Annotated in this window: 20 protein-coding genes, 1 other RNA gene and 1 CRISPR repeat array (1 of these 22 cut by a window edge); of the genes, 17 read left to right on the top strand and 4 right to left on the bottom strand. The window is 56.1% G+C overall.

Annotated features, from left to right (window positions below; genetic code table 11):
• Positions 1–5: 5 nt before the first annotated feature.
• A complete protein-coding gene (gene rsmS / locus FEM41_RS11205) occupies positions 6–167 on the top strand; it encodes a pleiotropic regulatory protein RsmS (RefSeq protein WP_138096052.1) in 162 nt (53 codons plus the stop codon).
• Here rsmS and mscK read toward each other — a convergent pair.
• Together mscK and acrR are read right to left on the bottom strand one after the other, a co-directional pair.
• Positions 159–3,539, bottom strand: a complete 3,381-nt coding sequence (gene mscK / locus FEM41_RS11200) for a mechanosensitive channel MscK (protein ID WP_421805343.1) — start codon at positions 3,537–3,539, stop codon at positions 159–161. The two genes, rsmS and mscK, sit on opposite strands and share 9 nt — an antisense overlap.
• Before the next feature lie 114 nt (positions 3,540–3,653).
• A complete protein-coding gene (gene acrR, locus FEM41_RS11195) occupies positions 3,654–4,298 on the bottom strand; it encodes a multidrug efflux transporter transcriptional repressor AcrR (protein WP_138096050.1) in 645 nt (214 codons plus the stop codon).
• A gap of 143 nt (positions 4,299–4,441) precedes the next feature.
• Between acrR and FEM41_RS11190 the strand changes: the two genes are divergently transcribed.
• The 7 genes from FEM41_RS11190 (at position 4,442) to FEM41_RS11160 (ending at position 12,085) form a co-directional block, all read left to right on the top strand.
• Positions 4,442–5,641: an efflux RND transporter periplasmic adaptor subunit gene (locus FEM41_RS11190; RefSeq protein WP_138096049.1), complete on the top strand. Its 1,200-nt coding sequence runs from the start codon at positions 4,442–4,444 to the stop codon at positions 5,639–5,641.
• 22 nt (positions 5,642–5,663) lie between these two features.
• A complete protein-coding gene (gene acrB / locus FEM41_RS11185) occupies positions 5,664–8,813 on the top strand; it encodes a multidrug efflux RND transporter permease subunit AcrB (RefSeq protein ID WP_138096048.1) in 3,150 nt (1,049 codons plus the stop codon).
• 461 nt (positions 8,814–9,274) lie between these two features.
• A complete protein-coding gene (gene tomB / locus FEM41_RS11180; RefSeq protein WP_138096047.1) occupies positions 9,275–9,649 on the top strand; it encodes an Hha toxicity modulator TomB in 375 nt (124 codons plus the stop codon).
• Between the two features lie 28 nt (positions 9,650–9,677).
• On the top strand, positions 9,678–9,896 hold the full coding sequence (locus FEM41_RS11175; RefSeq protein WP_138096046.1) for an HHA domain-containing protein: 219 nt from the start codon (positions 9,678–9,680) through the stop codon (positions 9,894–9,896).
• Positions 9,897–10,242: 346 nt separating this feature from the next.
• Positions 10,243–10,734 (top strand): YlaC family protein, encoded by a 492-nt coding sequence (locus FEM41_RS11170; protein ID WP_138096045.1) that lies wholly within the window; start codon positions 10,243–10,245, stop codon positions 10,732–10,734.
• 32 nt (positions 10,735–10,766) lie between these two features.
• Positions 10,767–11,483, top strand: a complete 717-nt coding sequence (locus tag FEM41_RS11165; RefSeq protein WP_138096044.1) for a GNAT family N-acetyltransferase — start codon at positions 10,767–10,769, stop codon at positions 11,481–11,483.
• A 56-nt stretch (positions 11,484–11,539) separates the two neighbouring features.
• Positions 11,540–12,085 carry a flavin reductase family protein gene (locus tag FEM41_RS11160; protein ID WP_138099167.1) on the top strand — a complete coding sequence of 182 codons (546 nt, stop codon included), beginning with the start codon at positions 11,540–11,542 and terminating at the stop codon, positions 12,083–12,085.
• On the opposite strand, the gene FEM41_RS11155 is transcribed toward FEM41_RS11160, so the two are convergent.
• Positions 12,086–13,579 carry a SmvA family efflux MFS transporter gene (locus FEM41_RS11155; protein WP_138096043.1) on the bottom strand — a complete coding sequence of 498 codons (1,494 nt, stop codon included), beginning with the start codon at positions 13,577–13,579 and terminating at the stop codon, positions 12,086–12,088.
• A gap of 126 nt (positions 13,580–13,705) precedes the next feature.
• On the opposite strand from FEM41_RS11155, the gene FEM41_RS11150 reads away from it, so the two are divergent.
• The 8 genes from FEM41_RS11150 (at position 13,706) to FEM41_RS11115 (ending at position 24,331) form a co-directional block, all read left to right on the top strand.
• Positions 13,706–14,278 (top strand): TetR family transcriptional regulator, encoded by a 573-nt coding sequence (locus FEM41_RS11150; protein WP_138096042.1) that lies wholly within the window; start codon positions 13,706–13,708, stop codon positions 14,276–14,278.
• Between the two features lie 173 nt (positions 14,279–14,451).
• Positions 14,452–14,859, top strand: coding sequence for a hypothetical protein (locus tag FEM41_RS11145; RefSeq protein WP_138096041.1), 408 nt, complete (start codon positions 14,452–14,454; stop codon positions 14,857–14,859).
• Between the two features lie 122 nt (positions 14,860–14,981).
• The gene (locus tag FEM41_RS11140; protein WP_138096040.1) at positions 14,982–15,311 is read left to right on the top strand and encodes a copper-binding protein; all 330 of its coding nucleotides are present in this window, start codon (positions 14,982–14,984) and stop codon (positions 15,309–15,311) included.
• Between the two features lie 15 nt (positions 15,312–15,326).
• Entirely contained in the window at positions 15,327–16,580 is a 1,254-nt protein-coding gene (locus FEM41_RS11135; RefSeq protein ID WP_138096039.1) for a TolC family protein, read from the top strand.
• On the top strand, positions 16,577–18,061 hold the full coding sequence (locus FEM41_RS11130) for an efflux RND transporter periplasmic adaptor subunit (protein ID WP_138096038.1): 1,485 nt from the start codon (positions 16,577–16,579) through the stop codon (positions 18,059–18,061). The genes FEM41_RS11135 and FEM41_RS11130 overlap by 4 nt, the downstream gene beginning before the upstream one ends.
• Positions 18,058–21,165: an efflux RND transporter permease subunit gene (locus FEM41_RS11125; protein WP_138096037.1), complete on the top strand. Its 3,108-nt coding sequence runs from the start codon at positions 18,058–18,060 to the stop codon at positions 21,163–21,165. The genes FEM41_RS11130 and FEM41_RS11125 overlap by 4 nt, the downstream gene beginning before the upstream one ends.
• 198 nt (positions 21,166–21,363) lie before the next feature.
• Positions 21,364–23,340, top strand: coding sequence for an alkyl/aryl-sulfatase (locus FEM41_RS11120; RefSeq protein WP_138096036.1), 1,977 nt, complete (start codon positions 21,364–21,366; stop codon positions 23,338–23,340).
• A 169-nt stretch (positions 23,341–23,509) separates the two neighbouring features.
• On the top strand, positions 23,510–24,331 hold the full coding sequence (locus tag FEM41_RS11115; RefSeq protein WP_138096035.1) for an N-acyl amino acid synthase FeeM domain-containing protein: 822 nt from the start codon (positions 23,510–23,512) through the stop codon (positions 24,329–24,331).
• A 39-nt stretch (positions 24,332–24,370) separates the two neighbouring features.
• On the opposite strand, the gene ffs is transcribed toward FEM41_RS11115, so the two are convergent.
• Positions 24,371–24,467, bottom strand: an RNA gene (gene ffs / locus FEM41_RS11110) — signal recognition particle sRNA small type.
• A gap of 172 nt (positions 24,468–24,639) precedes the next feature.
• On the opposite strand from ffs, the gene FEM41_RS11105 reads away from it, so the two are divergent.
• A complete protein-coding gene (locus FEM41_RS11105; RefSeq protein WP_138096034.1) occupies positions 24,640–24,954 on the top strand; it encodes an MGMT family protein in 315 nt (104 codons plus the stop codon).
• 2 nt (positions 24,955–24,956) lie between these two features.
• A CRISPR array of direct repeats spans positions 24,957–25,530; the repeat unit is 29 nt; unit sequence CGGTTTATCCCCGCTGGCGCGGGGAACAC (it continues 1,164 nt past the right edge of the window).

Here is a 25,530-nt window from a genome sequence, read left to right as displayed (position 1 = left end):
CCCATATGTCACTGGAGCAGGCCCCCGACGAGGTCAAACTGGCCGTCGATCTGATTATGCTGCTGGAGCAGCACGAAATCCCGACCCACACCGCGCTGGCCGCGCTGGAGATTGTGCGTCAGGATTTCTTACGCAAGCAGGCCCAGGTGCCGTCATCCTCAGACTGACGGCGCCTCCCCTTCTCCGTCATCCGCCTCACCACGTTTCACCACGGTCTGCTCATCGCCCTTGTCGTTGAGCATATGCACTTCGAGGCGGTTAAAGGCCACGTCAATCTCATGCTCGCGGCACAGCTGTTCGATAGTGCGATTCACCTCATCCAGGGTGGTATTGCGATCCAGCAGAGTGCGCACATAGAAACGCAGTTCGTGATCCAGCGAGCTCTGCCCAAAGGCCAGGAAGAAGACCTCCGGCGCCGGATCGTGCATCACTTTCGGATGATCGGTGGCCGACTGATAGAGGATCTTCTTCACTTTTTCGAGATCGGAACCATAGGCCACGCCCAGCTTCACCACCACTCGGGTTACGGTGTCGCTCAGCGACCAGTTGATCAGACGCTCGGTGACGAAGGCCTTATTAGGCACGATGATCTCTTTGTGGTCGAAGTCGGTCAGCGTGGTGGCGCGAATGCGAATCTTACTGACCGTGCCCGAATAGGTGCCAATGGTGATGGTATCGCCAATACGTACCGGACGTTCGAACAGAATCATCAGACCAGCGATAAAGTTACCGAACACCTCCTGCAGCCCGAAACCCAGACCAACCGACAGACCCGCGGCCATCCACTGGAGTTTATCCCAGGAGATCCCCAGCGAACCCAGCACCGCAATGGCGCCGGTGGCGATAATCACATAATTGAGGATGGTGGTAATGGCGTAAGAAGAGCCCTGACGCATCTTCAGCCTGGAGAGGATCAACACCTCCAGCAGCCCGGGCAGGTTGCGGATCAGCACCCAGGCGAGCATAAACGAGATCAGCGCTATCAGCATACTGCCCATGGTGACGCTTTTGGTCACCGCAGAGCCGCCGCTGCCGGAGCTGTACTCCCACAGAACTATGCTATCAAGGTAGGTAAAGACGGTGATCAAATCAGACCAGATGGCCCAGAACACCAGGCCAAACAGGGCGAACATCGCAAGCGTGGTCAGGCGCAGCGTTTGCTGGTTCACCTGATCCAACCCCAGCGGCGGCTCTTCCTCTATGACCGTTTCTCCCCCCTCTTCGCCCTCTTTGGTCATCGCCTCGCGGCGCGCCAGAGCCCGGCGCCAGGCGATACGCCGCGCCGCCACGCTCAGGCCGCGTAGCACCGTCTGATACAGCAGGTTCCAGATAATCACCAGGTAGACGGTATCGATCCAACGGTGCGCCAGACGCAGCGTGGTATAGAAGTAGCCGGTCGCCGTCAGCACCAGTAAACCAATGGGCACCAGCAGCAGGATGCTGATCACCACCAGGCGAATAGTGTGGGACTCTTTATCACGCCAGGCGTCGCGCCACATCGGCAGCATCAGACCGGCCAACAGCAGCAGGTTCAGGAAAATAACAAACTGACCCAGCACATCATTCATCAGGTGTAGCGGCGAATGGCCGCCAATCACCGCCCAGACCAGTAGCGGTAGTAACGCCAGGCTGACGCGCACCATCTGGCGTCGATAGTGGCGGCTGTTCATCGGCGAAATCATAAAGTGGCGTACCGCAACACCCTCTTTTTCCAGCACCCGCCAGCTCAGGCCGAAAATGGTCCAGAACAGCGCCAGCTCTTTGGCGATATCCCACATCAGGTCGCTGGAGATAAAGCGCATACACAGCAGCAGTACCCCGACGCCCAGAATCAGCAGGGAGACCGGCAGCGTGCGCACCAGGTTAATCAGCATCGCCATCGGCGTATGGAGCTGGCTGTCTTTACGCAACTGTCCCACATCGTCCGACAGCGTCTTCAGACGCTCTTTCAGCCAGCGGAAACGCCAGCGCACCAGACCTGCCACCAGCAGCAGCGGCAATGCCAGCCCCAGCCCCAGACCCAGCGCATGCGGCGCCTTGCCGCGGTTGAAGAGATCCTTTAGCCCCGCGATCTGGTCCTTCAGCGCCTGAGGGAAGGCCTTGAACCACTCCCAGTCCATCGGCTTGTTGGAGGTCACCCAAAAGATCTGCTGAGTCAGAATTTTTTGCAGGTTACCGCTGGCGTTCATGAGCTGCTGCTGATTCATCTGCAAATTAATCGCCAGCATCAACTGATTGCCCAGTTGCTTATTCAACTGGTCCAGCAGTTCGCGCCGCATATCCGCCACTTCCAGCAGCGCGTCGCGTACTTCATCATTCACCTGGGCTTTTTCTTTATCCTTCCCCAGTTGAATCAGGCGCTCCACAAAGGCGTCGCGCTGGAATAGCTCATCCCGCTGCTGGTTGATATCAAACTGTTCCAGACGCAGGTCGGCGATGCGGTTGGTCATATCTTCCAGCTGATCCGCCGACGGCAGCGTCTGCTGCTGCTGATAGAGGATACGCGACAGCAGCAGGCTCCCTTTCAGCACCGCGATCTGCTCTTTCAGATTACGTTCGGACTGTAATGCCCGGTCGAGCCAGGTTTTGACCTGAATATTACGCTGCACCAGATCGTTGCCATTCTGGGTGGCATCGATCAGACGCTGACTGATCTGATGGTTAAGGTCCAGCTCCTGCTTCACCAGCGGGTTTTTCTGGATGTTGCTGGCCTCTTCCGGGGTGACCGCCTCCCGGGCGGTACGCTCCGTCAGGGTCAGGCGCTTGTTATTCACCGACGACTGCAACAGCTTCAGCTGATGCTCCAGCTGGCTTATCCAGGCGGTGGTGTAATCCTTCTGCTTTTGTAGCGAATCCTGTAGCGCAGTATTGCCCTCCAGGCTCTTGCGCTGCTGCTCTATCTGGGCATTCAGCACCGCCTGCTGAGTCAGTAACAGCGCCTGTTGAGTAGCGCGCAGGGCGGTGTCTCCCGCTGCGGTGCCGCTCAGACGGTTACGTACCTGTTGAAGCTGGCGGGTAGCGCTGGACATCGCGTTCTGCACCCGCTCCGGCTGGGTCTGTAGCGAGACCAGCTGGCTGTTAAAGGTGGAGAGGGAGCTTTGGGCATTCTGGAGGTCTTCAAGGGCACTACCCAGCCGCTCCTCCAGTTGGCTCAGGGACAGGCGCGCCAGCTGCTTGCTGGTGTCGGCATCGTCCTGCGGTTTGCGTAGCGCTTCGAGCTTGCGGGTCGCTTCGCGCATTTTGACCGGCGCCTGCTCGATCTGCTTGTCGAGATCGCTGCTCTCTTCTTTGACGCGCTTAAGCTTTTCCAACATCTCCAGGGTCTGAGTCAGATCCTGCTGAGCCAGTTTGTCCCGTGACGACAGGTTCTTCTGCTTTTCCAGCGCATCAAGCTGATTCTGTACCTCGCCGCGGGATGGCAGATCGCCATTTGACTGCGCGTACGCCAGGCTCAGCGGCAGCAGACCGCTGAACAGAATAAAAAACAGGGTAATCATAAACGCGGAAGCGAATTTCCGCTGACGGGTCGCGTGCTGCATAATCATCCGGATGAGAATGTACTAAAGCGATAGCTTAATGTGGCGAAGAATAGCACGCCTTTTCATCCGGAAATAGCGACATGCTCTGAATCCCCGCCGGGTTGCCCTGAGTGGTTATTCGCCTTCGGGCTGACGCAGGGTTGGACAGTGCTGGAACATCTCAATCAGAATCGCCACATACTCCCGGGCCTCACGCTGCAGATCAAAAGTATCTGGCGCAAACAGCCAGCTTTCCATAATACCGGTAATATAGCAGCGCATCAGGATCGCGGCACGGCGGGTTTGCAGGGAGGCAGGCAACATGCCGGCATCACTACAGCGTTTCAGGCTGGCTTCAATGCGATCGTAGCCTTCCATATAAAGGCCGCGCTGAGCCTGCTGTACCGTCATCATTTCGCCAACAAACTCGCATTTATGGAAAATAATCTCCATCATTAGACGTCGGCGTTCTTCCGTTACCGTGGTTTCCAGAATGTAAATCAAAAGCTCTCTGAGCGCTGAGAGTGGATCCTCGGGAAATTTTGCCCGATACTCAATCTCTAAATCCCCAATACTGGATTCCGATAGCTCCCATATTTCATTGAACAGATCGGATTTATTGCGAAAATGCCAGTAGATGGCGCCGCGCGTCACGCCTGCCGCCTTCGCGATATCAGCAAGCGAAGTGGCCGAAACGCCCTGTTCGGAAAAAAGGCGCAGCGCCACGTCAAGAATGTGCTGGCGCGTCTCTTGCGCCTGCTGTTTGGTTTTTCGTGCCATCGGTTAAGGGATTTGCAGGAGTCAGATTTACATACATTTGTGAATGTATGTACCATAGCACGACGATAATATAAACGCAGCAATGGGTTTATGGACTTTTGACCATTGATCAAATTTTGAAATCGGACACTCGAGGTTTACCTATGAACAAAAACAGAGGGTTGTCGCCTCTGGCGGTCGTTCTGATGCTCTCAGGCGGTTTAGCGCTTACAGGATGTAATGACGATCAGTCCCAGCAGCAGTCGGCTCAGGCGATACCTGTGGACGTTGTAACGCTGCAAAGCGAACCTCTTCAGATGAAAACTGAACTTCCCGGACGCACCAGCCCTTACCGCGTTGCGGAAGTGCGTCCTCAGGTCGGTGGCATTATCCTGAAACGTAATTTTGTCGAAGGAAGTGACATTAAGGCCGGAGTTTCGCTTTATCAGATCGACCCTGCGACCTATCAGGCTTCGTGGGACAGCGCTAAAGGCGATCTGGCTAAAGCTGAAGCCAGCGCCCATATGGCACGTCTGACGGTAAACCGTTACCGGAAACTGCTTGGCACTAACTATGTAAGTCAACAGGACTACGATAACGCCGCTGCCGAAGCCAAACAGGCTGACGCCGCGGTCGTGGCTGCTAAAGCCGCGGTGGAAACCGCTCGTATTAACCTCGCCTATACCAAGGTAACCTCGCCGATTAGTGGACGTATCAGCAAATCTGCCGTCACCGAAGGGGCGCTGGTGCAAACGGGTCAGTCAACCGCCATGGCGACCGTCACTCAGTTGGATCCGATCTATGTGGATGTCACCCAGTCCAGCAACGATTTCCTGCGTCTGAAACAGGAGCTGGCTAACGGCACCCTGAAGCAGGAAAACGGTAAGGCAAAAGTGACCCTGAGCACTTCTAACGGGGTTCAGTACAACCAGACCGGTACTCTGGAATTCTCGGACGTCACCGTTGATCAGACCACGGGATCCATCACGCTGCGCGCTATCTTCCCGAACCCCGACCATACGCTGCTGCCTGGCATGTATGTGCGTGCGACGCTGGAAGAAGGGACTCACCCCAACGCGCTGCTGGTGCCTCAGCAGGGGATCACCCGTACGCCTCGCGGCGAAGCCACCGCTATGGTGGTGGGAAAGGACAACAAAGTTGAAGTGCGCCAGGTCACTACCAGTCAGGCCATTGGCGATAAGTGGCTGGTCACTGACGGGCTGAAGGACGGGGACCAGGTGATTGTCTCCGGGCTGCAGAAGATTAAACCCGGCGCCACGGTTAAGCCTGAAGAAGCCAAATCCGGCGATGCCGACGCGCAGTCACAGGGCGCAGCAGCTCAGTCCGAACAGAAACAGTCTTAACAAAAACAGGAGCCGTTAAGGCATGGCTAAGTTTTTTATCGATCGCCCCATCTTTGCGTGGGTTATCGCGATCATCATCATGCTGGCAGGGTTGCTTTCAATATTGAAGCTTCCCATCGCGCAATATCCGACGATTGCGCCACCGGCTGTGACCGTTACGGCCACCTATCCGGGTGCTGACGCGAAAACGGTGCAGGACACTGTGACTCAGGTTATCGAACAGAACATGAACGGTATCGATAACCTGATGTACATGTCTTCCACCAGTGACTCGTCGGGTACCGTTGAGATTACGCTGACCTTTGATACCGGCACCGACGCGGATATCGCCCAGGTGCAGGTGCAGAACAAACTGCAGCTGGCAATGCCGCTGCTGCCGCAGGAAGTGCAGCAGCAGGGTATCAACGTGAAAAAATCTTCCAGTAGCTTCCTGATGGTGCTTGGCTTTATCAACACCAACGGCAGCATGACGCAGGAAGATATCTCGGACTACGTTGGCTCAAATATCAAAGACCCGGTCAGTCGTACCGCAGGTGTGGGTGACGTCCAGCTGTTTGGCTCCCAGTACGCGATGCGTATCTGGCTCGATCCGGACAAGCTGACCAACTACGCCCTGACGCCAGGCGACGTGACCACGGCCATTAAGGCCCAGAACGCCCAGGTTGCCGCAGGTCAGTTAGGCGGTACGCCACCGGTTAAGGGGCAGCAGCTTAACGCCTCTATCATCGCGCAGACCCGTCTGACCTCTACCGAGGAGTTTGGCAAAATCCTGCTGAAAGTGAACCAGGATGGTTCCCAGGTTCGTCTGCGCGATGTCGCGAAGATTGAACTGGGCGGTGAAAGCTACGACGTTATCGCCCGCTTTAACGGACACCCGGCGTCTGGTCTGGGGATCAAGCTGGCGACCGGTGCTAACGCACTGGATACCGCCGCTGCGGTGCGCGAACAGGTAGAAAAACTGAAGCCCTTCTTCCCGGAAGGTATGGAAGTGGTTTACCCGTACGACACCACGCCATTCGTTAAGATCTCGATCTTCGAAGTGGTGAAAACCCTGGTGGAAGCCATCGTGCTGGTCTTCCTGGTCATGTACCTGTTCCTGCAAAACTTCCGCGCCACGCTGATTCCTACCATCGCGGTGCCGGTCGTACTCCTGGGGACCTTTGCGGTGCTTGCCGCCTTTGGCTACTCGATAAACACGCTAACGATGTTCGCCATGGTCCTTGCGATAGGTCTGTTGGTGGATGACGCCATCGTGGTGGTCGAAAACGTTGAGCGTGTCATGGTGGAGGATGGGCTCCCTCCCAAGGAGGCCACCCGTAAGTCGATGGGCCAGATCCAGGGGGCTCTGGTCGGTATTGCGATGGTGCTGTCGGCAGTATTTATCCCGATGGCCTTCTTCGGCGGCGCAACCGGCGCTATCTATCGCCAGTTCTCCATCACGATTGTTTCCGCGATGGTGCTGTCGGTACTGGTGGCGATGATCCTGACGCCAGCGCTCTGCGCCACCATGCTGAAACCGGTGAAGAAAGGTGACCACGGCGAAGGTAAGAAAGGCTTCTTCGGCTGGTTCAACCGCATGTTCGATAAGAGCACGCATCACTACACCGACAGCGTGGGCAACATTCTGCGCAGCACCGGCCGCTATCTGCTGCTGTATGTGCTGATTGTGGTGGGGATGGCCTGGCTGTTCCTGCGTCTGCCGAGCTCCTTCCTGCCGGAAGAGGATCAGGGGGTATTCCTGGTACAGGCCCAGTTGCCTGCTGGGGCTTCTCAGGAGCGTACCCAGAAGATCCTGGATCGGGTCAACGACTACTTCCTGACTAAAGAGAAAGATAACGTTAACTCCGTCTTTACGGTTAACGGCTTTGGCTTTGCGGGTCGTGGTCAGAACACCGGTCTGGCCTTCGTCAGCCTGAAGGACTGGGACGAACGTCAGGGAGCGGAAAACAAGGTTACCGCCATTACCGGTCGGGCCATGGGCGCCTTCTCGCAGATTAAAGATGCGATGGTGTTCGCCTTTAACCTGCCAGCCATTGTGGAACTGGGTAACGCAACCGGCTTCGACTTCGAGCTGATAGACCAGGGCGGTCTGGGACACGACGCGCTAATGCAGGCCCGTAACCAGCTCCTGGGCATGGCGGCACAGCATCCTGACGTTCTGTCTACGGTACGTCCTAACGGTCTGGAAGATACGCCGCAGTACAAGATTGAGATCGATCAGGAGAAAGCCGAATCACTGGGCGTCTCCATCAGCGATATCAACACCACGCTGGGCGCCGGCTGGGGGAGTAGCTACGTTAACGACTTCATCGACCGCGGTCGTGTGAAGAAGGTTTACATCATGGGTGAAGCCTCTTCCCGTATGCTGCCGAGCGATATCAGTAAATGGTACGTGCGTGGTTCCGATGGTCAGATGGTGCCGTTCAGCGCCTTCGCGACCGGCCACTGGCAGTACGGTTCACCGCGTCTGGAACGTTACAACGGTCTGCCCTCCATGGAGATCCTGGGTGAAGCGGTTCAGGGTAAGAGTACCGGTGAAGCCATGGCGCTGATGGAGCAGTTGGCCAGTAAGCTACCGACCGGCGTGGGTTATGACTGGACCGGCCTCTCTTATCAGGAGCGACTCTCCGGTAACCAGGCTCCGGCACTGTACGCCATCTCGCTGATTGTGGTGTTCCTGTGTCTGGCGGCGCTGTACGAGAGCTGGTCGATTCCGTTCTCGGTTATGCTGGTGGTGCCGCTGGGGGTTGTCGGGGCGCTGCTGGCCGCAACGCTACGCGGCCTGACTAACGACGTCTACTTCCAGGTAGGTCTGTTGACCACCATAGGCCTGTCGGCGAAGAACGCGATACTTATCGTAGAATTCGCCAAGGACCTGATGGAAAAAGAGGGCAAAGGGCTTATTGAATCGACGCTGGAGGCGGTACGTATGCGTCTGCGCCCCATTCTGATGACCTCTCTGGCCTTTATCCTTGGGGTAATGCCGCTGGCCATCAGTACCGGTGCAGGCTCCGGCTCCCAGAACGCGGTAGGTACCGGCGTAATGGGCGGTATGATTACCGCCACCATACTGGCCATCTTCTTCGTTCCGCTGTTCTTCGTGGTGGTACGCCGTCGCTTCGGCAAAAAGGTCGAAGAGAGCGAGCAGAAGCCGTCAGAACACAACGTATAAGCTGTCTTCAGATAGTGAAAAAGGCCGCGTTAGCGGCCTTTTTTATATCTTCCCGCCCCCAACCAGATCAAAGATTATTTTGCCATTTCAATCATCTACAACCGTGATTGTTAAACTAATTTAATTTTACAGATTAATCACAGTTATCTTATTGCCATTTCTCTATGGCGCGCCGCTTACGTCAAAATTGAGCCTAATCAACGACCAAACCAACCTTCTGAAAAGATTGGGAATTTTTTTCAGGCAAAAAACAGCTATTCACAGAACGAGAGGTTCAGGGTAAAATCATTAATAAGCCATTCCAGTTGCTTAATTGTAATTTTTCGTAATACCGTAGGGAAAATTCTCAAATACTGATTTATAATTTATCAGTAGTTGAAAATGTGCGTTAAATCTCCACATTATGACGGTGCCCTTTACCTGATGCTTTATCAGATTTATACGATAAAAGGGGATAGCATATGGACGAATACTCACCGAAGCGGCATGATATAGCGCAGCTAAAATATCTCTGCGAGAACCTGTATCACGACTGCCTGGCAAGGCTCGACGATGGCACCCCCGGCTGGGTTAATGACCCGACCGCCACCGTCAATCTGCAGTTGAATGATTTGATTGAGCATATAGCGACCTTCGCACTTAATTACAAGATTAAGTACGAAGATGAGAGTAGGTTAACCCAACAAATAGACGAATATCTGGACGACACCTTCATGTTGTTTAGCAACTACGGCATTAATGCACAGGATTTGCAACAATGGTACAAATCCAGCCGTCGCTTGTTCCAGTGTTTCGTCAATGAAAGCAGAGCCAACCCGGTAAGCCTTTCATTTTAATAATTTTAGAAGCACTTGAGGTGATTTCATGACAACCAAGCCGTTAACCAAGACAGACTATCTGATGCGTCTGCGCCGCTGCCAGACTATCGATACGCTGGAGCGTGTTATCGAAAAAAATAAATACGAATTATCAGACCATGAACTGGCGGTATTTTATTCAGCTGCTGACCACCGCCTGGCTGAACTCACGATGAACAAGCTTTACGATAAAATCCCGACGTCTGTGTGGAAATTTGTCCGATAACCTAAGACTCCCCAATCTAAACTAATAAGTGAATGCCTTAGCGCCAGTGCTGCACGGCGGCCTGTCGATGTTTTGCTATGTGCTTTCACAGGAGAAAACAAACAAGCCTCAGGTAACAATCAAAAATAAGAGTTATACCTGATAACAATAAGGCTAAAGACTAATTTAAGAATTCTCATCAATATTCCTGATGTTGGCACCGGATGGATCCGTAAGGAAGGTCAGATAACAGTTATCTACTGTTATTACTTTTCGCAGCACAACTGTTACTTTTTATCAACAGCAGGACCTTCTACCATAAGCACATCGCCTTCTGGGCGCGTCGCTTATTATCAAAAGGTCCTCTATGAGTGAAATACAGCGCCTGCTAACTGCCACCATTGAACAGCTCAATCACCAGGAGAAGCGTGACAATCGTCCGCGGCTCAGTATTAGTTTTATCCGCAATCACCCCTGGCTGTTTATCACCATGTACCTCGGCTGGTTCGCCACGCTGGCGGTGATGATGCTCTCCCCTACCCTGGCCGATTCCGTCTGGCTGCTGGTCGTCCTTTTTATTCTGCTGAATGGTTTTTTCTTTTTTGATGTGAATCCCCGCTACCATTACAGCGACATTGACGTGCTGGATCTGCGTGTCTGCTATAACGGCGAGTGGTACAACACCCGTTTCGCCCCGACTTCGTTAATCGATAGCATCCTGAACTCCCCCCGGATCACTGCACAACAAAAAGCGCAATTGCGCAAAATGGTTGCCACCAAGGGTGAAATCTCTTTTTATGATATCTGGTCGCTGGAACACGCCAGCGCAATCAAAAACGTCGCTGTCGCGCCTGCATAACGCCTTGCGGCATGCGACTCCAGGAGAGAGCCATGCCGCTAAATATCTGGGGCCAGCCGGTGGGCGATAGCCTGCCTGACTGGCAACCCCGCCCCACACCACAGCGCCGGACGCTGGAAGGAAACTGGTGCCGACTGATCCCCCTACAGCAGGAACAGGCCCCCGGCCTCTACCATGCCTTTTCACAGGCCAGCGATGACAGCCACTGGACATGGCTCCCTATGGAGCCACCGCGCGATGTCGATGCCTTCACCCGCCAGTTGGCGCAAGCCGCTGCCACCGATGACCCGCTCCATTTTACGGTGATGGATAACGCCAGCCAGCGCCCGGTCGGTACGCTGGCCCTGATGCGTATTGTGCCGCAGCACGGCGTTATGGAAGTTGGCCACGTTCACTTCTCTGCGCTCATGCAACGCAGCCCGCTCTCTACCGAAGCCCACTGGCTGTTGATGCAATATGCCTTCAACGAACTGGGCTATCGTCGCTATGAGTGGAAGTGTGACAGCCTGAATGCGCCTTCGCGCCGCGCCGCACAGCGCCTGGGCTTTCAGTACGAAGGTGTTTTCCGTCAGGCGCTGGTCTACAAAGGACGCAACCGGGACACCGCATGGTATTCCATTATCGACAGTGAATGGCCGCATCTTAATACCGCGTTTCAGCGCTGGTTGTCGCCCGCCAATTTCGACGGGCAGGGCGGACAGCGCCAGACGCTGGAAGCGCTACGCCAGCGCTCACCCACCGGGCGCTAAGGCCATTTTTCTTCTACGCTTCCTCTGACAGGTTTTCTGACACAGAGAGGCGGATGATGAACAAAGCAACCTGGCCAGTCAGCGACGTGCGACGCTGGCTGGAGCCCGGCCCGGTATTACTGGTCAGCTCCCACTGGCAGGGGAAAAATAACATTATGGCCCTGGGCTGGCACACCATAATGGAATTCTCGCCATCGCTGGTAGGCTGTATGCTTTCCGCCGGTAATCACAGCTTCGATATGGTGCTGCACAGTGAAGAGTGCGTACTGAATCTGCCGACCGAAGCGTTAGCCGATACCGTTGCCCAAATCGGCAATTGCAGCGGCGCGCAGGTGGATAAATTTGATTATTTCGGCTTAACCCCAGAGCCGGGCGTGAAGGTCAGAGCCCCGACCATTGCCGAATGCTATGCCAGCTTCGAATGCCGTCTTTATGACGACAGCCTGGTGAGTGACTACAACTTTTTTATCTTTGAAGTGGTTGAGGCCCGGGTATGTCGGGAACCTTCCTGGCCTGCCACCCTGCACTACGCGGGCGGCGGACAGTTTCGCGGCGACGGCCCCCTGCACGATCTGAGCCGCTGGTTTACTAAAGTTTCCTGACTAGTTGCTTTCGCATCGCTGGGCGCTTAGCGCAAACCAGACGACTGCCGCCAGCGCCAGTAAAATCACGCAGGCGGAAAACAGCACCACGCTGTGGGAATGGGTAAAGGCCTGCGAAGCGGCTTCCATCACCGCCAGACCGCGTCCGGATTCCAGCCCGGCAGCCACCTGTACCGCCTCGCCAATAGAGGACGCGGCACGGAGCTGTTCGTCTGCCGTCAGCCCCAATGGCAGCGCGATAACGGCGCTGTAGCTACGGGCCAGCACCAGACCAAACAGCGCTATCCCCAACCCGGCCCCCAGTTCATAGGCCATAGTTTCAATCGCCCCTGCCGCTGCCGCTTTCTCTTTCGGCGTGGCCGACATAATGGCCGAAGTCGCAGAAAGCAACGCCACGGTCGCACTGATGCCCAACAGCACCATCCAGCTCCATACCAGCCACTGCTGATGCTGAAAATCGGCATTAGCCAGCCCCAGGAAACTCAGTCCACTCAGCGCCATGCCAGCCGTGGCGACCCGGCGCAGCCCCAGACGGGAAACCAGCATCCCCGCCAGCGGACCGCTACAGCTGCTGGCAAGCATGACCGGCAGCATAAACAGCGCAGCCTGAAGCGGTGTCCGGCCATGGACGAACTGCAACTCCTGCGCCATCAGCAGCTCAAATCCCACCAGCGCCACCATTGAGGTCACCGCCATCACCACGCCGGTGAGGATCACCCGATGGCGAAACAGCGCGATATCGATCATCGGCGATGGCGAACGCAGTTGGATGCGAACAAACCAAACCAGCAGCAATAGCGCAGGCACAAGCGCGGCCAGCGTTTGCATCGCTTTGATATCGGGCTTCATCGCGCTCTTCACTGCCCAGACCAGCCCCAGGATCGCCACCACCAGCATAATAGCCTGGGGCAGATTCAACTTCTGTTGGGAACGAAAGGCCTGGCGTGGCACCCAGCGCCAGGTCAGCAGAAGCACCAGGGCCACAATGGGGATGTTAATCAAAAAGACCGCGCCCCAGGAGAAATGCGTCATAACCACGCCGCCCACCAGCGGCCCAAACGCGGCGCCGCCGGAGCCGATCGCCGCCCAGATACCCAGCGCGACGTTTCGCTGCCCGGCATCATTAAAGGTGGTGCGAATACCGGCCAGGGTCGCCGGCAGAATCATCGCCGCGCCGACCGCCAGCAGCGCCCGGGCAGCGATCAACAGCCCGGCATCCGGCGCATAAGCGGCCGCCAGCGACCCCAGTCCGAAGATAACAGCACCTGACAGCATCAAACGCCGGAAACCGATGCGATCCCCCAGCGCCCCCATCGGCAGCACCATACCCGCCATCACCAGTGAATAGATATCGATAATCCATAACAGCTCGCTGCCCGTCGCCTGTAGCGCCACGCTGAGCGACGGCGCCGCTACGTGCAGCACGGTGGCGTCGATCGCCACCGGCACATAAGCCAGAATAATAATGCCCAGCACTAACCACTGACGTTGCATAACTCACTCACTTTAAAGCACTTTCAAAAACTGGACACGCGTCCATTTTCGATCCTCACTGAAAACTGAACACTTGTCCAGTTTTTTGTTAAACTGCCCTCTGGTTCGTGATAAAAGAGCAGCATAATGTCCTACCTGAAACGCGAAGCGCGGCGTGAAACTATTCTGACGGCAGCGATGAATCTGGCCCTGGTCGAAGGCTTTGGGGCAATGACGGTAAGGCGTATCGCTGGCGAAGCGGGCATTGCCGCCGGCCAGGTACACCATCACTTTTCCTCCTCCTCAGCGTTAAAAGCCGAGGCCTTTCTGACTCTGGTACGCAACTCCCTGGACGATGCAACTATTGATGGCACATGGCGCGAGCGGCTATGGATTATGCTGGGAGCCGATACCGCCCTTAATGATCCTTACCTGCGCCTGTGGCGCGAAGCGCAGGTGCTGGCGGAACAGGATCCAATCCTTCGCCAGGCGCTGGCCACCGCCACAACCCTGTGGCATGAAGAGACCGCCAAAATTCTGCGCCATGGCGCCGAGCAGAACGCATTTCAGTTGAAAGATCGTCCGGAAGCCATCGCCTGGCGGCTTATCGCCCTGCTGTGCGGCATGGATGGTCTTATCGCCCTCGAACTGCCGGAAATGACCGCCCAGATTCTGGTTGAACATATGCGGCGCGTGGTTGATAGCGAAACGGGGGGATAATCCCTTACAGCCGTGGGCAATAAATCATGGCCGCTTTATTCGTTATTTATTTGTGAATAAATATAGGCGATTTTTTTAATTACGGCTCACTTTGCATTATTCTTCTTTTTCTGTGGCCATCGTTCTAAAAAATATGGTTTAATTTATTCACTTCTATTATCGGCAAGGTAGCCATGCTACAGCATATTCAGTCGCTCTTTCAGCCATTAATCCGGCGCCGGTTTCGTATCCGCGCGGGGTTCGTGGTTGCCTGCTGGCTACTGCTGAATATGCAACTGGCGCTGGCCGCCCACCATACGCCAACACCACCATCTGAAATCAACGAACCGCAAAGCGTCACACATACGCAGATGCCAGGCATGCAGCACGCTGCGCCCCAAAAGGCGCTGTGCGAGAAGCACTGCAACCCGGACAGCGCCCAGACCAGTTCGCCTTCGTTGCAGCTGACCGCCCTGCCCGTGGATGCCACCCTGCTGCCTGTCGCCAGCCACCAGACGCCCTGCATTGAGCAGGCCCTGTGGCATCAGCCGCCCGTTACTGGCCCACCTGCCGAAATACGTTTTTGCCGCTTCAGAGAATAGAACTCCGTTAGAAACACAGATCGCGGCCTTTATGGCTCCCAGTCACTGTTTTTAACTCCTGAATCATTCAGGCGGTTTATCTGCACCGTCTGAAATATCTCGGGAATATGGAGATTTCTATAATGCGTATTGTTTACTTTATTCTGACTACCGCCTTACTTAGCCTTTCCGGTAACGTATTTAGCGCGATGGATCACAGCTCAATGGCGGGAATGGAAAGCTCATCCCAAAATGCACAAACCTGGAATACCACCGGCGTGATCAAATCCTGGTCCCCAACCTCGGTTTCTATCGCTCACCGCCCCGTCGCACAGCTGAACTGGCCCGCCATGATCATGAGCTTTGAGCTCGACGGCTATCAGGGAGAACCGTTCGCCCCAGGCCAGCAGGTTCGCTTCACCTTCCGTCAGACGGAATCCGGTTACGCCCTGGTCTCCGCCAGCGCGCAATAATTGCCGGAGGCGAACATGTTCCACAATATCAACAGGGTGGCCTGCGGGCTGCCCCTTACGCTGTGCCTGTTTTCTACCGCTGCAGGTGCCACCAGCCTGGCACAGGCACTTAGCGCAGCGGAAGACTACTCGGCGGAGCTTTCCGCCAACGATCATCAGGTCAACGCCCTGAATAATATGGCGGACTCCGCCATGCAGTTACCGGATCCCAAACTGAAATTTGGTATCGAAAACGTTCCGGTACAGGGGGGAAACGGCCATCGTCTGACCCGTGAAGGGATGACCATGCAGCGGGTTGGCGTGATGCAGCAGTACGTTAGCAGCACCAAACGCGAGCGTCGATCCGAGGCTATTCGATCCGAGGCCAGCAAGGCGGCGGCCAATGCCGGTGTTATTCGCGCCCGACTACAGCGCGACACCGCCCAGGCATGGTTGAATCTGGCGGCTTCGCAAAAAACGCTGAAGGCGATCGAAACCCTGATTGCGGAAACCCGACGCCAGGGCAGCGTTCAGACCGCCGGTGTTGCCAGCGGAACCGCCAGCGCCAGTAGCGTACTGGATCTGCGCCTGGCCCTGAGCACGATGGAAAATGAGGCGGATAACGCCCGCCGGGACCTGCAGATTGCCCAGGCAAGGCTGATGCAGCTCACGGGGCAAAACATCACCGCCGTATCCGGCCCACTGCCGCGTATTGAACGCCTGCCCGCCGATGAAGCCACGCTTATCGCCGCCATTAAGCTGCATCCGGAGATCGTTCAGGCCAGCCGGGAGGCGGCAACCGCCAGAGCTAAATCCCGTCAGTCGGAGGTCGCTGCCATCCCGGATGTCGGGGTAGAGGTCTATTACGCCAAACGCGCCGACGGCATGGACGATATGGCCGGAGTGATGTTCACTGTCGATCTTCCCCTGTTCCAGGGCAAACGCCAGGATAAAGACCACGCGGCGGATGTCTCCCGCACTTACCAGGCCACCGATCAGTTAACGCTGTTAATGCGCGAACATCAGGCCGTGCTAAATCAGCTGATTTCTCAGTACAACGCGGCGAAAGCCATTTACGACCGCCAGGTTAATGAAGTCCTGCCGCTACTGCGTTCAAAAGTCCGCCTGGTCAAAGCCCAGTATCAGTCGGGCGGATCGGGGCTGTCAGAACTTCTTTCCGCCCGCCGCGATCTGCTGAATGGTGAAGTCGCCCGCAATAATGCCGAAAAAGCGCTTGCCGATGCCTGGGCCGCCATCCGCTACCTGACGCCGCAGGAGTCCCAATCATGAAACTGAAAACCGCTCTGCCGCTGGTCACCGCCGCCATCGCGCTGCTGGCTGGCGGCTACTGGCTGGGCAGTCTCAGCCACCGTGCGCCTGCCGGCGCCGAACCGCAAAACCCGCAGCAGGATCGCAAAGTCCTCTACTGGTACGATCCTATGGTTCCCGGCACCCGCTTCGATAAGCCGGGGAAGTCCCCTTTTATGGATATGGAGCTGGTTCCGCGCTATGCGGATGAAACCCGGGACGATAACGGCGTACAGATTAGCGCACGCCAGCAACAGAATCTGGGCGTGCGTACCGCACCAGTCACGCTTCGCACGTTCGGAAGCCAGCTTGCCGCTTTCGGCACCGTCGCCACCGACCAACGCAGTATCACCACTGTTTCCGCCCCCGCTGCGGGTCAGGTAGAAAAGTTGTTGGTTAGCGCCCCCCAGCAGTTGGTGAAACGCAATGCACCGCTGGCCCGACTGTGGATCCCCCAATGGACTGCGGCCCAGCAGGAGTATCTGGCGGTACGTCAGATGGGCGATAGCGCGCTAACCCGCGCCGCCCGCGCACGTCTGCGACTGCAGTTTATGCCGGAATCGGTCATTCGCGCCGTCGAACGCAGCGGCGCTCCTCAGCCGCGCATCACGCTATACGCCCCGCGCGATGGCTATATCAGCAAGCTGGATGTCAGAACCGGTAGCCAGGTCGCAGCGAATCAGGGACTGTTTGAAGTGGCGGCGCTGGATCCGGTATGGATGGTGATCGACTACCCGGAAAGCCAGGCCAGCCAGCTTCGCCAGGGCATGAAAGTCAAGGCCACCACCGCTTCCTGGCCCGGCGACACCTTTCACGGCGCCATAGCCGAACTGCTGCCGGACCTGGAAGCCACCACTCGTACCCTGAAGGCCCGCGTAGTGCTGGATAATCCGTGCCGGCGACTAAAACCGGGCATGATCCTCAACGTCCAACTGGCTGACACTTCCCAAAACGCGCCGGTACTGACCATCCCCGAAGAGGCGCTAATTGCCACCCGCGACGGCGGACGGGTACTGATCAAAGAAGGCGACGGTCTGTTCCGACCGGTGGCGGTCACCACTGGCCAGAGCGGTGACGGTATGCTGGAGGTCCGCAGCGGCCTGCAAGAAGGTCAGCAGGTCGTCACCTCCGGCCAGTTCCTGATCGATTCTGAAGCCAGTCTGCGCAGCGCCCTGCCGCAGATGGGTGATTCGCCAGCGGAATCCACGCCGCAAAGCTGGAGTACCCATGGCGTTATCATGGCCCTCAATCCGGACTCCGTCACCATCGCACACGACCCGGTACCGGCACTGAAATGGTCAGCCATGACCATGGACTTCACCATTACATCGCAGCAAAAAGCCGGACTTAAAACCGGTGAGCGGGTGATGTTCAGCTTTACGATGGACGATGACGGCGTACATATCGCCTCGATAATGCCCATGAGCGACGAAGCCGGGCACGACCACAAGGAGCAGCCATGATCGCCGCCATTATTCGCGCCTCGTTGCGCAACCGGCTGTTGGTGCTGCTCGCGACGCTAATCATGGCAGCCTGGGGAGTCTGGTCTGTGCAGCAGGCGCCCCTTGATGCCCTGCCGGATCTCTCCGATACCCAGGTGATCGTCCGGGTGAACTATCCGGGTAAGGCCCCGCAGATCGTGGAAGATCAAGTGACGTATCCGCTCACCACCACCATGCTGTCGGTGCCCGGAGCCAGAACGGTGCGCGGCTTTTCCATGTTCGGTGATGCTTATATCTACATTTTGTTTGATGACGGCACCGATCTGTACTGGGCGCGTTCCCGGGTACTGGAGTATTTAAGCCAGGTACAAAACAGCCTGCCTCCGGAAGCAAAGGCCTCGCTGGGGCCGGATGCCACCGGCGTCGGCTGGGTGTACGAGTATGCGCTGGTCGACCGCAGCGGCAACCACAGTCTGGGGGATCTTCGGGCGATCCAGGACTGGATTCTGAAATACGAGCTGAAAACCGTGCCCAACGTCTCGGAAGTCGCCAGCGTCGGCGGCATGGTGAAGCAGTACCAGGTGGTGCTCAACCCGGACCGGATGCGGGCCCTTAACGTCAGCCACACCCAGGCCATCGACGCCATTAAGAGCGCCAACCAGGAAGGAGGCGGCTCGGTACTGGAGATGGGTGAAGCGGAGTATATGGTACGTACCTCCGGCTACCTGCAAAATCTGGAGGCGTTTCGCAATGTGGTCATCGCCAGCCGTGGCGGCGTGCCGGTGCTGCTGGGCGATATCGCCACCGTCAGACGCGGTCCGGAGATACGCCGCGGCGTGGCGGAACTTAACGGCGAAGGCGAAGTGGCGGGCGGTATCATCATCATGCGCTCCGGTAAAAACGCCATGACCACCATCAACGCGGTAAAGGCCAGGCTGGAGGAGATCAAAAGGAGTTTGCCCCAGGGGGTGGAGATAGTACCGGTCTACGATCGATCACAGCTGATTGAAAATTCAGTCAAAACCCTGACCCAAAAACTGATTGAAGAGTTTATTGTGGTGGCGGTGGTCTGCACCCTGTTTCTGTTCCATTTTCGCAGCGCCCTGGTGGCGATGATCAGTCTGCCGCTGGGGATCCTCGGCGCCTTTATCGTAATGCACTATCAGGGCATCAGCGCCAATATGATGTCGCTGGGGGGGATCGCCATCGCCATTGGCGCCATGGTGGATGCCGCCATCGTGATGATCGAAAACATGCACAAGGTGCTGGAACAGTGGCGCCACGACAATCCCCAACAAACGCCGCGTTCGGCGGACTACTGGCGGATAACCCAGCAGGCCTCTTCCGAAGTCGGCCCCGCTCTGTTCTGTAGCCTGCTGATCATTACTCTCTCTTTTATTCCGGTCTTCACCCTGGAAGCCCAGGAAGGGAAAATGTTTTCCCCCCTGGCCTTTACCAAAACCTGGTCGATGGCCGTGGCGGCCGGTCTGGGCATTACCCTGGTGCCGATTCTGATGGGCTTTTTCATTCGCGGGAAGATCCCGGACGAGCACAGCAATCCGCTGAACCGCGCCCTGATCCGCCTGTATGAACCGCTGCTGGATAGAGTTCTGCGCTGGCCGAAGGCGACGCTGGGCGTGGCAACGGCATTGCTTATCGCCACGCTCTGGCCGCTGTCACAGCTGGGCAGCGAATTTCTGCCGCAGATCGACGAAGGGGATCTGCTGTATATGCCCTCTACCCTGCCGGGGATCTCCAGCCGCGAGGCGGCGCGCCTGCTGCAACTGACCGACCGTTTGATCAAAACGGTACCGGAGGTGGATACCGTTTTTGGTAAGGCAGGACGAGCCGATACCGCTACCGATCCGGCGCCGCTGACCATGCTGGAAACCACGATCCGCTTTAAACCAAAAGATCGGTGGCGCCCGGGGATGACCATGGACAAACTGATCGAGGAACTGGACAGCCGGGTGCAGGTTCCGGGCATCGCCAACGTCTGGGTGCCGCCGATCCGTAACCGCCTGGATATGCTGGCTACTGGCATCAAAAGCCCGGTGGGAATCAAGGTAAACGGCAATAACATCGCGCAGATCGAACAGACCGCTGAGCAGATCGAGCGGGTGGTGCGTAGGGTGCCGGGCGTCACCTCCGCGCTGGCGGAGCGCCTGGACGGCGGGCGTTATATCAATATCGATATCGACCGGCGCAAGGCGGCGCGCTATGGCGTATCAGTGAAGGAACTACAGTCGCTGGTGGCAAGCCTGGTGGGCGGCGATAATATCGGCACCACCCTTGAAGGGCGCGAACGTTACCCGATAAACGTGCGCTATCCGCGCGAAATGCGCGATTCGTTGCAGAAACTGCGCGAGCTGCCGGTAGTGACCGCCGGAGGAGAACAGATAGCCCTGGCCGAACTGGCGGATATCAGCGTCACCAGCGGTCCGCCGATGCTGAAAAGCGAAAATGCCCGCCTGACTAACTGGATCTATGTGGACATCCGCGATCGCGATCTGGCCTCGGCGGTACGGGAGATGCGGCAGGTCGTCGGCCGTGAGGTCAAACTGCCTGAGGGAGTCTCCCTGAGCTGGTCCGGGCAGTACGAATATCTGGAACGGGCTACCGCAAAACTTACGCTGGTGCTGCCCCTTACCCTGGCGATTATCTTTGTTCTGCTCTACCTTACCTTTAATCGGGTGCGGGACGCTCTGCTGATTATGGGCACCCTGCCCTTTGCGCTGATTGGCGGAGTCTGGCTGCTGTGGCTGCTGGACTACAACCTGTCGGTGGCGGCGGCGGTGGGCTTTATCGCTCTTGCCGGGGTGGCCGCAGAATTCGGCGTGATTATGGTGCTCTATCTGAATCACGCCCTGGATAAACACGGCGGTGAAACATCCCAGGCGCTGAATGCGGCGATCCACGAAGGCGCGGTACTGCGCGTGCGCCCGAAAGCGATGACCGTCGCCACCATTATGGCGGGTCTGCTGCCGATTATGTGGGGCAGCGGTACCGGTTCAGAGGTGATGCAGCGTATCGCCGCACCGATGATTGGCGGAATGATCAGCGCCCCACTGCTCTCGATGTTGGTGATCCCGGCGTTCTATTTACTGACTCATCGTAAAAAATAAAATATCCCTCTCATTCCCCGCTGCGGCGGGGATTTTCCCTTTATTAAGCCAGGCTAAAGGCGCTATTAAGTCTACAGGTTTACTTATCCTGGCTATGCTTTGTCTTATTCCAGAAGGGTGATGCCACGTTACCCATATTATTTACAACCTGTCGTGAAAATGGATTTATCGCGATGATAACCACACGAGGTTTTTTCAATGCAACTGAAGCCTATTATCAGGAATCTGGCGCTCGCCGGTCTGCTGACCACCATTACCGTCCCCGTTTTCGCACAGGCTGCCCCCCAGGAGGCGACTGAAGCCACGAAGCAGGCCAACAACGCGCTCTACAACAAGCTGCCGTTCTCTGATAACACCGACTTTACCAACGCTCATAAAGGATTTATCGCTGCCATTCCCCAGGAAGTCATAAAGGGTGAAAAGGGGAATGTGGTCTGGGATCCGCAGAAATACGCCTTTATTAAAGAAGGTGAAAAAGCGCCGGATAGCGTTAACCCCAGCCTGTGGCGACAGTCTCAGTTAATTAATATCAGCGGCCTGTTCGAAGTCACCGAGGGTGTTTATCAGATCCGCAACCTCGACCTGTCGAATATGACGATTATCGAAGGGGAAAAAGGTATTACCGTGGTCGATCCGCTGGTTTCGGCAGAAACGGCGAAAGTCGGTATGGACCTCTACTATAAAAACCGCGGCAAAAAACCGGTAGTGGCGGTGATCTACACCCACAGCCACGTGGACCACTACGGCGGCGTACGCGGCGTGATCGATGAAGCCGATGTGAAGTCCGGTAAGGTGAAAGTCTATGCCCCGGCAGGCTTTATGGAAGAAGCGGTCTCTGAAAACATGATGGCCGGTAACGTCATGAGCCGCCGCGCCAGTTACATGTACGGTAACCTGTTGAAGCCGGATGCCAAAGGCCAGGTGGGCGCCGGTCTGGGTACCACCACCTCTGCCGGTACCGTGACGCTGATCGCCCCAACCAACTACATTACCAAAACCGGCCAGGAAGAGAAGATCGACGGCCTGACCTACGATTTTATGATGGCGCCAGGCTCAGAAGCGCCGTCCGAAATGCTGTGGTATGTCAAAGAGAAGAAAATGATCGAGGCCGCAGAAGATGTGACTCATACCCTGCATAACACCTATTCACTGCGCGGTGCTAAAATCCGCGATCCGCTGGCCTGGTCGAAATACATTAACGACGCCATCGACCGCTGGGGCGGCGAAGCCGAAATCATTATGGCCCAGCACCACTGGCCAACCTGGGGTAATGACAACGTCGTTAAACTGATGAAAAACCAGCGTGATATGTATCGTTATATCAACGACCAGACGCTGCGCCTGGCCAATAAGGGCCTGACCCGCGACGAGATCGCCAATAACTTTACCCTGCCGCCAACCCTGGAGAAAGCCTGGTCCAGCCGTGGCTACTACGGCTCGGTGAGCCATGACGTGAAAGCCACCTATGTGCTCTATCTTGGCTGGTTCGATGGCAACCCGGCTACCCTGGACGAGCTGCCACCGGAACAGGCCGCGAAGAAATTCGTCGAGTATATGGGCGGTGCCGACAGCATCCTTAACAAAGCGAAGCAGGATTACGATAAGGGCAACTATCGTTGGGTGGCGCAGGTGGTCAGCAAAGTCGTCTTTGCCGATCCGTCAAACCAGGCAGCGCGTAATCTGGAAGCGGATGCCCTGGAGCAACTGGGCTACCAGGCGGAATCGGGCCCGTGGCGTAACTTCTACCTGACCGGCGCCCAGGAGCTGCGTAACGGGGTACAGAAACTGCCAACGCCGAACACCGCCAGTCCGGATACCGTACGCGCCATGACGCCGGAGATGTTCTTCGACTACCTGGCGGTACACCTTAACGGCCAGAAAGCGGCTGGTGCGAAATCGGTTCTCAATATCGATCTGGGTAACGACGGCGGTAAATATAAACTGGAACTGGAAAATGGCGTGCTAAACCATACCGCCAATGCCCAGGATAAAAACGCAGACGCCACCATTACGCTGTCCCGCGACACCCTGAACAAGATTATCCTTAAACAGGAGAGCATTAAGCAGGCTCGCGACAATGGCGATATGAAGATCGACGGTGATGCAGCGAAACTGGATGAGCTACTGAGCTATATGGATAAATTCGAATTCTGGTTCAATATCGTCACCCCATAACGGCATGTTCCGTTGTTAATTCAGGCCGGAGCCCATCGCTCCGGCCTTTTTTGTTTTAGCGCTGGCGGACCGACCAGTTCAGAGATCAGATAATCCTCATGCGCACAGCTGAAATAGTTAATTATATTTAATGTGTTTAATTCACAACTTTTCAGTCAGGTGGAGTGGGATGGCTAAAACAAATGTATCCAGGAAGGCAATAAATGATGGTATATTAAATACAAGAACAATAAGAATATGCAGCATTATCAATAAATTACCACCAGAAATTACCATTGAACCTGCAAGGGAATTCGTTGACTTTCTGAAAGGCATGGAGGTGGTTTATAACGAATATGTCAGTAACGGAATCATTAGCAACAAAAACAAATCATTCTTATATAATGAGGGTTTATTAAATCCGGAGAGTAAACTGTTCCTGGCCAGATACCTGGGAGAAGTCGTTGGCACCATCAGCATCATTAAACATCATACTCTGCCCTGTATGAAACTGTTTAATGACGAAATCAATTCCCCTGAGTTTTATGGACGTTCCTGTGTAGAAGTCGGCACGCTATCAGTAAAAAAATCCGCTATCTCAGACGGTATAGTCTTCAAACTCTATATGAAGGTGCTGATCTACGCTATTTTCGTTGAAAAGGTCGATGACGTCTTTATTCAGGTTAAGGAAAAAGCCGCTGATTTTTACGTCAAAAACTTTCTGTTTGAAAAAGTTAGCGCCCCCAAAATTAATCTGGATTATCAGGAACTGCAGACCACTCTGCTGCGTGCAGATGTGAAAAAGGTCAGACGTAAAATCTACGAACAAAAATCCTATGGCCCGCTGGGGTGGATCCGCGTGCTGTGTGAGCTGGGATTGCTCTCTGAGTATAAGTCCGTTAATGATGTGCGCTTTATGAAAGACAGATACGTTATCTGCGATAAAGATGCCCGGGTTTACAGTTACCTGTGCGGTATGGAAAGCGGTGCCCCAGTGGCGGTTCGGGGGTAAAACAGATGAGTATCGTAAGGGCCCTGAATTGGGTGGGGGCCCTGCCAGCGACATCCCGGCACACACGTCACCTGCTGCGGCTGCTTCCTTCCGGACCTGACCGGGTTCACAGGTTAGTATTGCGGGAGAACCAACAGGGCCCCCATTGAGGACTTGCGGGGCCAGCCCCACAAGCGCCGGGGCATTATCCCCATACGCTGGAGCAATTGCAAGCCGACTCAGCCCGGATGCCTGATTCTTGCACAACCCGCTCTTCACACTCCCCCATTGGCTGTTTATTCTGGTGGCCCCACGACAGGAGCAACGCAATGGAAGAGATTCAGGATACCTTCGCCAGCCGGGTCTACCAGATTATCGCCGCTATTCCCGAAGGTTGCGTCACCACCTATGGCGAGGTCGCGCAGCTGGCCGGTTCCCCACGAGCGGCACGCCAGGTGGGTGGCGTGCTAAAAAGACTACCCGAAGGTAGCCGCCTGCCCTGGCACCGGGTGGTGAATCGCCATGGCGTGATTTCACTGACCGGTCCCGATCTCCAGCGTCAGCGTCAGGCGCTGCTGGCCGAAGGGGTGCAAGTTTCCGGACGCGGCGAGATCGATCTTCAGCGTTACCGCTGGCGCTATTGAACTTCTTTATCCCCGCTGGCGCGGGGAACACCGCCGTTTCCCCGGGGTGATCTCCCACCCACCCGGTTTATCCCCGCTGGCGCGGGGAACACTAAGCTGGAATCTGCCTTGATGGCTGCAGCAACGGTTTATCCCCGCTGGCGCGGGGAACACCTGAACAGGCCAAGAAAGCGGGTTATAGCGATCGGTTTATCCCCGCTGGCGCGGGGAACACTCATTGCAGTGTTATTCGCCATCGCCAGTTTCCGGTTTATCCCCGCTGGCGCGGGGAACACCATGAACCATAACGAGTTATCAGCCTAATGCCCGGTTTATCCCCGCTGGCGCGGGGAACACATTCGTTTCAGCGTATTCTCCGCCAGTGGACGCGGTTTATCCCCGCTGGCGCGGGGAACACTCCTGGCGATGAGCGCCGAGTTCCATTTTCAACGGTTTATCCCCGCTGGCGCGGGGAACACCTGGCGCAGGATGGCGCAGTCGCGGCGCTATTCGGGTTTATCCCCGCTGGCGCGGGGAACACCTACGTTTTTGGAATTCCTGAGCACGTAGACGCGGTTTATCCCCGCTGGCGCGGGG

This window comes from Jejubacter calystegiae, from assembly GCF_005671395.1.
GTDB lineage: Bacteria > Pseudomonadota > Gammaproteobacteria > Enterobacterales > Enterobacteriaceae > Jejubacter > Jejubacter calystegiae.
Note: the sequence above shows the minus strand (reverse complement) of the source record. Positions and strands in the feature narration are given on the sequence as shown.